Origin of the sequence: Phocaeicola sp. RTP21198st1_B8_RTP21198_201120, assembly GCF_040929485.1 — a bacterium.
GTDB lineage: Bacteria > Bacteroidota > Bacteroidia > Bacteroidales > Bacteroidaceae > Phocaeicola > Phocaeicola dorei.
In genome coordinates, this window is the sequence record NZ_JBCOCI010000125.1 from 1 (window position 1) to 8,147 (window position 8,147).

The following is an 8,147-nucleotide window of genomic DNA, read 5'->3' on the forward strand; positions in this document are numbered from 1 at the left end:
TCTGCAAATTCAGTAATGAGAGGACGTGTAAACGCAATAAGGACGTTCAAGGGCTTAGTTGCGGATTTGAGGTTTAAGTCATGGCTGTATGCGTCGGCTGTGACTTTTTTATTGTTATTGATTTGTAGTTATATTGACATGTTATTGTAATGTGTATGACGTATTTTTGCTAAAAATATTAAAACCGTATGGAGAAGAAGAAAAAGGAAGATAAATATTATCTGCCGAGAGATATCAGTTGGATGTATTTTAATCGTCGCATTTTGCAGGAAGCCATGAAAGAACGTGTTCCCATACTGGAACGGTTGAGCTTTTTAGGAATTTACTCTAATAATTTGGATGAATTTTTCAGAGTACGTGTAGCTACTCAAAGCCGGGTGGCCGAGTGCGAAGATAAAGCGGCGCATTCTGAACGGGAAGAAGCATTGAAACTGATTAGACAGATAAATAAACTGAACAACAGGTACTCTAAAGAATATGAAGGTGCGATCAAGCAGGTAACGGCAGAATTGGAGAAAGAAAATATTTGTTTAGTCAATCATGTACAACTGGATGAGGAACAACAGTTATTTGTCGATTCTTTTTATCAACAACGGCTGAATGGGTTTATTAGTCCTGTCTGGCTGAAATCAGTAAAACAACTGGGTAACGAAGCGGATGAAAATATCTTTTTGGCTGTAAAGATGAGGAAAGAAGGACATAAAGTTGGAGAATATGCAATTATAGAGCTGCCTGTAGCACAGGCAGGGCGTTTTATCCGTCTGCCGGATAAGGATGGTAAAAATTACCTGATGTATTTGGATGATGTGGTACGCTATTGTTTACCATTGATATTTCATGGTATGAACTATAAACATTTTGAAGCGTATGCTTTCAAGTTTACCAAAGATGCGGAGATGGAGATAGACAATGATCTGCGTAACGGAATGATGCAGAAAATTTCTAAAGGAGTAAAGAGTCGCAAACGAGGTGAGCCTTTACGGGTTATTTATGATGCCAGTATGCCTAAAGATCTTTTAAAACGTGTCATGAACAAGTTGAATCTGGATAAGTTGGATACAGTATTGGGCGGTGGAAAATATCATAACCATAAGGACCTGATGCGTTTTCCAGACTGTGGCCGGAAAGATTTGAAATACCCTGAATGGACTCCTGTTTTGAAAAATGAGCTTTCGGGTAACGTTGGTATGTTGGAGCTGATTCGTAGGAAAGATCGTTTTATTCATGTGCCTTATCATAGTTTCGATTCTTATATCCGTATATTGCAGGAAGCGGCGATTAATAAAGAAGTAAAAAGTATCAAGACAACCCTCTATCGTTTGGCTAAAGATTCGAAAGTGGTAAAAGCATTGATTAATGCGGCACGCAATGGAAAGAAAGTAACAGTAGTTATTGAATTGCTGGCACGTTTTGACGAGGCTTCCAATATAGATTGGTCAAAGAAAATGCAGGATGCCGGTATCCGTGTGATATTTGGGGTGGAGGGACTGAAGGTACACTCTAAGATTACCTATATATCCATGAAAACAGGTGCGGATATAGCTTGTATCAGTACAGGAAACTTTCATGAAGGTAACGCCCGTATGTACACTGATTATATGTTGATGACGGCTGCTAAGAATGTGACGCGTGACGTGAGTTTGGTCTTTGATTTTATAGAACGCCCTTATTCTCCCGTTCGCTTCAAAGAACTGTTGGTATCTCCTAATGAGATGAAGCAAAAATTTATCCGTCTTATTAATGAAGAAATTAAGAACAAGCAGGCCGGAAAACCTGCTTACATTTTGATAAAGATTAATCATATTACTGATCCGGTAATGGTGAAGAAACTGTATGAAGCATCTTCGCATGGTGTTCGGATAGACTTGCTGGTTCGTGGTAATTGTTCACTGATTACGGGAGTGCCGGGAGTGAGTGATACAATTCGTATCAATGGCATCATAGACCGTTATCTGGAACATTCGCGTATTTTTATTTTTGCCAATGGTGGTGATGAGAAAATGTTCATTGGTTCGGCTGACTGGATGCCGCGCAATTTGGATAACAGGGTGGAAGTGATTGCTCCCGTTTACGATCCGGAAATAAAGGCAGACTTGAAGCGGGTAGTGGAATATGGTTTGAAAGATACTCTGCAAGGACGGGTGGTGGACGGAACAGGAGAGAATCGTCCTTGGATATCGGAAGATAAGACAGCTTTCCGTTCGCAGGAGGAATTATACAAATATTATTTAAATGAAAACAGAATAAAGGATTAAGATGGGAAAAGTGAATTATGCTGCTATTGATATTGGTTCTAACGCTGTGCGCCTTTTGATAAAAAGCATTGACAGGGAGGCTGTGCAGGAGAAAAAAATTAAAAAAGTGATGATGCTTCGCGTACCCCTACGACTAGGGTTCGATGTTTTTTCCATAGGTGAATTGTCCGAGAAGAAAGCGGATAAGCTGAGACGTTTGATGAAGGCTTTCCGTCAGTTGATGAAAATTTATGATGTGGATGATTACAGGGCATGTGCTACTTCGGCTATGCGGGACGCGCGTAACGGGAGGACGATAATCAAGAAAATCGAAAAGGATACAGGTATCCGCATTGAGATAATTGATGGTCAGGAAGAGGCTCGAATGATTTATAATAATCATATAGAGTGTATGGAAGACCGTCTGGGTAATTATATGTATGTGGATGTGGGTGGTGGCAGTACAGAGATTAATCTGTTGACTAACGGTGAGTTGGTATGGTCGGTGTCTTACAACATCGGTACGGTGCGTATGCTGAGTAATGCTGTTAAAGAAGGAACTTGGCAGCAAATGGAAGAAGAGCTTATGAAAGTGACGGAAGGTGTTGCCGCGATCAATATCATCGGATCGGGTGGGAATATTAATAAGTTGTTCCGCCTGGCAGATAAGAAGGATAAGAAGTTGCAACGTTTGCCGGTCAGTTCGTTGCAAACAGTCTATGATGTGTTGAAACCGCTGACTCCGGAGGAAAGGGTAGAGGCATTCAGTCTAAAGCAAGACCGTGCCGATGTAATTGTGCCTGCTGCGGAAATTTTTCTGAAAATTGCAGAAGTAGTGCATGCAGAATATATTTATGTTCCGGTCATTGGACTGTCTGATGGTATCATTGACAATCTGTATGCCAAAAGCCTTGAGAAAGAAATGAAAGCTGAATAAGCTTTCATTTTAATACTGTTTGTGTTGTACGGCTTCAAAAATATTCGCTTTTCTCTGATAAATTGTTGGAAATTAATAGTTGAAGTTTCAAAATTTGCTATATATTTGTAATCGTTAACAACTAACAAACAGAAATACCATGATGAACAAAATGTGCATGGCAGCTATAATAGCTGCTTCTTTGTATGCAGGGACTACTTTTGCCCAACCTGCCGCCGTAAAGAAAATCATTGAAACGGGCCAAACTGATAACCGGGTAATGCATCAGTTGGATATTCTCACCAATCGTTTTGGGGGAAGAGTTATTGGCTCGGATGCATATGAGAATGCAGCCGAGTGGATGATGCGTGAATATAAACGGTGGGGTATTGACGTACGCTTGGAAGAAGCTGGGGAACTGCCGGTAGGTTTTAACCGTGGTCCATGGTTCGGACGTTTAATCGGGGGAGATCAGGCGATGGATTTGCATTTTGTCACTCCATCCTACACTTCAGGTACTAAAGGTCTGCAACGCGGGCATGTTTTGATAGAGCCCCGTACTCAAGAAGAACTAGACCGCATGAAACATCAGTTGAAAGGCGCTTGGGTGTTGATTTCAGGTGAAAATGTAGGTTGGCCTGTTGACCGTTCTGCTAAAGGAGATTCGTTGAGAGCTGCTATCAAAGCTGAAAATATAGAAATAGAAAAGCAGAATGCTGCCTTGATGGAAGAGAATTGGAGCAAAGGAACCAAACATGCCATGAAGCCTTTGCGTGAAATGCCGGGACTATTTTATAAAGAAATGTGTGAGGCAGGAGCACTTGGCTTTATTCAGTCGGCACCTGTACCTTTACGTGCTTTGTATGATCGTGCTTTATTAAATGATCCCCATACTACGTTTGATAATTTGCCCGAAGTCTGTGACATCAAATTGGATGAACATCAATACAAAATCATCAAGCAGATGGTGAAAGAACGCCGGAACTTCTGGCTGGAATTTGATATTCGTAATCATTTCAAACTAGGTCCTGTGAAATATCATAATGTCGTAGCATCCATTAAAGGTACTAAATATCCGGATGAATATGTTATTATAAGCGGACATCTTGATTCTTATGATGTGGCAACCGGTGGTATAGACTGCGGTACAGGTATTGGTCCTATGATGGAGGCTGCCCGTATGATTGCACTTTCCGGTGCAAAACCTAAACGTACTATATTGTTTGTGGCTTTTGCTGGAGAGGAATTTGGTTTGTTGGGCGCAAAATCTTATGTCAAGACTCACGCTAAAGAGTTAGGAAAGATTGCTAATCTATTCAATCGGGACGGAGGACCGACTCCTCCGGTGGGAATCTCCGTTCCTCAGGCTATGTATGATGATTTTGTGGAAGTGTGCAAGCCTGTGAAAGAAATCCGTGCGGATTATCCGTTTGAAGTAAAGGTAGCGAAACCTTTTAAACGTCCTACTCAAAGCGGTGGTACGGATGCCAGTGTTTTTGCAGTGGAAGGAGTGCCTACTTTTGGTTTCAATACACAAGACATAAAAGGATATAATTTCTCTTATGGGGAAATATTGCATACGGAACGTGATCTTTATACGAAGAATATACCAGAATACCAAGAGCATGCAGCTACGGTAACAGCGGTGGTCGCCTTGGGAATTGCTAATTTAAGTAAACAGTTATCTCGTGAAGGAATGCACAAAAAGTAGCGCAAATGTTCTTTTTTTCTTCTTTTAGTGGAATTATGTCGTTTTGATGTGTAAAAAATGTTAGCTTAAGTTCAATCTACTGAGATAATCTTTACCTTTGCTGCGCATATAAAGCAAAATGTAGGTAAACAAAAAACCTGCGATATTTGTTAATATAGAAAAGGTAAATTATCAAATAAAAGTAAATAGAAGCTTATGTCACAGATTATTGGACATATTTCACAAGTTATCGGACCGGTAGTCGATGTGTATTTTGAGGGCAAAGGCATCGACACCGATCTGCTTCTTCCAAGCATTCATGATGCATTGACTATCAAACGCAATGACGGCAGAATTTTAGTCGTGGAAGTTCAACAACACATTGGTGAAGACACAGTGCGTACTGTAGCTATGGATAGTACGGACGGTTTGCAACGTGGTATGGAAGTAATTCCGACAGGACATCCTATTACTATGCCGGTTGGTAATCAGATTAAAGGCCGGTTGATGAACGTAGTAGGTGAGGCTGTGGACGGTATGCGCCCGCTGAGTAAGGAAGGGGCGTTTCCCATTCACCGTGAACCCCCTAAGTTTGATGAGCTGTCTACTGTGCAGGAAGTACTCTTCACAGGTATTAAGGTTATTGATTTGCTGGAACCTTATTCAAAGGGTGGTAAAATCGGATTGTTTGGGGGAGCCGGTGTAGGCAAGACCGTGCTTATTATGGAGCTGATTAATAACATTGCCAAGAAACATAACGGCTTTTCCGTTTTTGCCGGAGTCGGTGAACGTACACGTGAAGGTAACGACCTGTTGCGTGAAATGATTGAATCTGGTGTAATCCGCTACGGAGAAGAATTTAAGAAAAGTATGGAAGAAGGCCATTGGGACCTTTCCAAAGTAGACTATAATGAAGTTGAAAAGTCACAGGCTACATTGGTGTACGGACAGATGAACGAGCCTCCCGGCGCACGTTCTTCCATTGCTCTTTCGGGGTTGACCGTTGCCGAATCTTTCCGTGACCGCAAAAACGGTGACAGCAACGGACCACGTGATATTTTGTTCTTTATCGACAATATATTCCGTTTCACTCAGGCAGGTTCCGAGGTTTCGGCTTTATTGGGTCGTATGCCGTCAGCCGTGGGGTACCAACCAACATTGGCAACAGAAATGGGACAGATGCAGGAACGTATCACTTCTACCAAGAATGGTTCTATCACCTCGGTACAGGCTGTGTATGTACCTGCTGATGACTTGACAGACCCTGCGCCTGCTACTACATTTACTCACTTGGATGCAACAACCGTATTGAGCCGTAAAATTACCGAACTGGGTATTTATCCGGCTGTAGATCCGTTGGAATCAACCTCACGTATTCTTGACCCGCTGATTGTAGGGCAGGAGCACTATGATGTGGCTCAGCGTGTAAAGCAGATTTTGCAGCGTAACAAGGAGTTGCAAGATATCATTTCTATTCTGGGTATGGACGAATTGAGCGATGAAGATCGTCAGACTGTAAACCGTGCGCGTCGGGTGCAGCGTTTCCTGTCACAACCTTTTGCTGTGGCCGAACAGTTTACAGGTGTTCCAGGTGTCATGGTTTCTATTGAAGATACCATTAAGGGATTCAAGATGATTCTGGACGGTGAGGTGGATTACCTGCCCGAGCAGGCATTTCTGAATGTGGGAACGATAGAGGAAGCAATAGAAAAAGGAAAGAAGTTGCTGGATGCTGCCAGCCATAAGAAATAAAAGTAAGTATGGAACATCATGAAGATCTTCATTTGATAGTGGTTTCTCCGGAAAGTACATTGTTTGACGGTAAAGTGGACATTGTGATATTACCGGGAGAATCAGGCTCTTTCTCTGTCCTGCATGACCATGCTCCGTTGATATCGTCATTGATAAAGGGGGAGATAAAATATACAGAGGATGGATTAGAGAAATCAATTGGAATATCGAGTGGGTTCGTTGAGGTAAGGGACAATATAGTTTCGGCCTGTGTGGAAATCTAATACATAATTATGTCTTTGTTAGCCGTAAAGAGAAAATTTATCATATCGTTGACCATATTAATGGTTGTGTTGAGTTGGGGAGGAGCCTTGGTATTTCACACCTTGTTGCCTAGGTATTATTTTGCCTGGTATCCTTCCATACCGATATTTTTTTATCTTTTCGGCCTCTTTTACATATTTATGTTCGGGTACTGTTATCGGGTAAGTCCGCAAAAAATGGTGGCGGTTTACTTGGTGGCGAAAGTGACGAAGATGATGTTGAGCATCTTGATTATGTCCGTCTATGCAGTGGCGGTGGCACATCAAGTTCTGTCATTTATAGGAACTTACATGGTATTCTATATTATCTTTCTGATTTTTGAAACCCGCTTCTTTTTTCATTTTGAGATAAAACATAAAAGTAATAGGTACAAGTATAAGTAATATGAGAAGTTTACGATATATAGGAACGGTTTTAATGTTGCTGATCGCTTTTCTGCAAGGAGCCAATGCCCGGGAAGAGTCGGATACTGACTATAAAGAGCAGCAGGTAGACGTAAATGAAATCGTTTTCGGACATATAGGTGATTCGTATGAATGGCATATCACTGACATAGGAGATACACCTATAGCTATACCACTGCCGGTAATCGTAAAAAGCAGTACAGGATGGCACGCTTTTCTTTCTTCTAAGTTTGAGGAAGGAAACGGAGAGTATGAAGGACTGTACATTGCTAAAGACGGTGAATATAAAGGTAAGATAGTGGAAAAGGATGCTAGCGGTAACGAAGTAAAACCTTTGGATATCTCTATTACAAAGAATGTTACCGGGTTGTTTGTCAATAGTGCCATTCTGGTGATTCTAGTGTTGAGTTGTGCCCGTTGGTACAAAAAACATCCAGTAGAAAAGGAAGCTCCTAAAGGAATGGTGGGCATGATGGAAGCTTGTATCCTGGCAATCAATGATGATGTGATAAAGGGTTGTATCGGTAAGGATTATAAGCGTTATGCACCTTATCTGCTGACGGCTTTCTTCTTTATCCTGATCAATAATCTGATGGGATTGATTCCTTTCTTCCCCGGCGGTGCGAATATTACAGGTAATATTGCCGTTACCTTTGTGCTGGCTATCTGTACGTTCCTGGCTGTGAATCTATGGGGGAACAAGGAATATTGGAAAGAGATTCTATGGCCTGATGTTCCTTGGTGGTTAAAGGCTCCGTTCCCGATGATGCCGATTATTGAGATTTTCGGAATCTTTACGAAGCCATTTGCATTGATGATTCGTTTGTTTGCCAATATGATGGCCGGTC

The 8,147-nt window shown here is 41.6% G+C and carries 6 protein-coding genes; all 6 read left to right on the top strand.

The features are described 5' to 3' along the window. Positions 1 to 188: 188 nt before the first annotated feature. The gene (locus tag AB5935_RS22785) at positions 189 to 2,255 is read left to right on the top strand and encodes an RNA degradosome polyphosphate kinase (RefSeq protein WP_007844074.1); all 2,067 of its coding nucleotides are present in this window, start codon (positions 189 to 191) and stop codon (positions 2,253 to 2,255) included. 1 nt (position 2,256) lies between these two features. Next, entirely contained in the window at positions 2,257 to 3,171 is a 915-nt protein-coding gene (locus AB5935_RS22790) for an exopolyphosphatase (RefSeq protein ID WP_005846815.1), read from the top strand. Between the two features lie 142 nt (positions 3,172 to 3,313). Next, on the top strand, positions 3,314 to 4,861 hold the full coding sequence (locus AB5935_RS22795) for a M28 family peptidase (RefSeq protein ID WP_368327594.1): 1,548 nt from the start codon (positions 3,314 to 3,316) through the stop codon (positions 4,859 to 4,861). A gap of 195 nt (positions 4,862 to 5,056) precedes the next feature. After that, on the top strand, positions 5,057 to 6,592 hold the full coding sequence (gene atpD / locus AB5935_RS22800) for a F0F1 ATP synthase subunit beta (RefSeq protein WP_005846820.1): 1,536 nt from the start codon (positions 5,057 to 5,059) through the stop codon (positions 6,590 to 6,592). Between the two features lie 8 nt (positions 6,593 to 6,600). Beyond that, positions 6,601 to 6,855: a F0F1 ATP synthase subunit epsilon gene (locus tag AB5935_RS22805; RefSeq protein WP_007838555.1), complete on the top strand. Its 255-nt coding sequence runs from the start codon at positions 6,601 to 6,603 to the stop codon at positions 6,853 to 6,855. Positions 6,856 to 7,279: 424 nt separating this feature from the next. Next, on the top strand, positions 7,280 to 8,147 hold an 868-nt coding region (locus AB5935_RS22810; RefSeq protein ID WP_368327593.1), incomplete at its 3' end, for a F0F1 ATP synthase subunit A.

Bases quoted from the DNA above. Each gene is read 5' to 3' on its own strand.
- AB5935_RS22790 (WP_005846815.1), top strand. From the start codon at position 2,257: ATGGGAAAAGTGAATTATGCTGCTATTGATATTGGTTCTAACGCTGTG.
- AB5935_RS22785 (WP_007844074.1), top strand. From the start codon at position 189: ATGGAGAAGAAGAAAAAGGAAGATAAATATTATCTGCCGAGAGATATC.
- AB5935_RS22795 (WP_368327594.1), top strand. From the start codon at position 3,314: ATGAACAAAATGTGCATGGCAGCTATAATAGCTGCTTCTTTGTATGCA.
- AB5935_RS22805 (WP_007838555.1), top strand. From the start codon at position 6,601: ATGGAACATCATGAAGATCTTCATTTGATAGTGGTTTCTCCGGAAAGT.
- atpD (WP_005846820.1), top strand. From the start codon at position 5,057: ATGTCACAGATTATTGGACATATTTCACAAGTTATCGGACCGGTAGTC.